Annotated in this window: 1 protein-coding gene; it reads right to left on the reverse strand. The window is 70.4% G+C overall.

The genetic code is table 11. The features are described 5' to 3' along the window. The coding region (locus tag QWY28_RS24005; RefSeq protein ID WP_300955402.1) for a DUF2252 family protein at window positions 1-223 on the reverse strand (223 nt) is incomplete at both ends.

A 223-nucleotide genomic window follows, 5' to 3' on the forward strand; every position in this document is an offset into this window, starting at 1 on the left:
ACGGTGCGGTGTCCCTCGTGCTCGAAGTAGCCGTCCACGGCCGCCGTGTCCACGAACCGGCTCACCGCCGGCACGTTGGCCTGCTTCATCGACAGCACCACGTCGTTGTCGAGGGCCGCGCGGTAGCCCTCGACGAGCAGGTTGTACGCCGGCAGGCCGGCCGAGCCGATGCCGAACCCGGACTTCCCGACGACGTCGCGCAGCTCGTAGAACAGCGCCCGGC

Origin of the sequence: Nocardioides oceani (assembly GCF_030412965.1) — a bacterium.
GTDB lineage: Bacteria > Actinomycetota > Actinomycetes > Propionibacteriales > Nocardioidaceae > Nocardioides > Nocardioides oceani.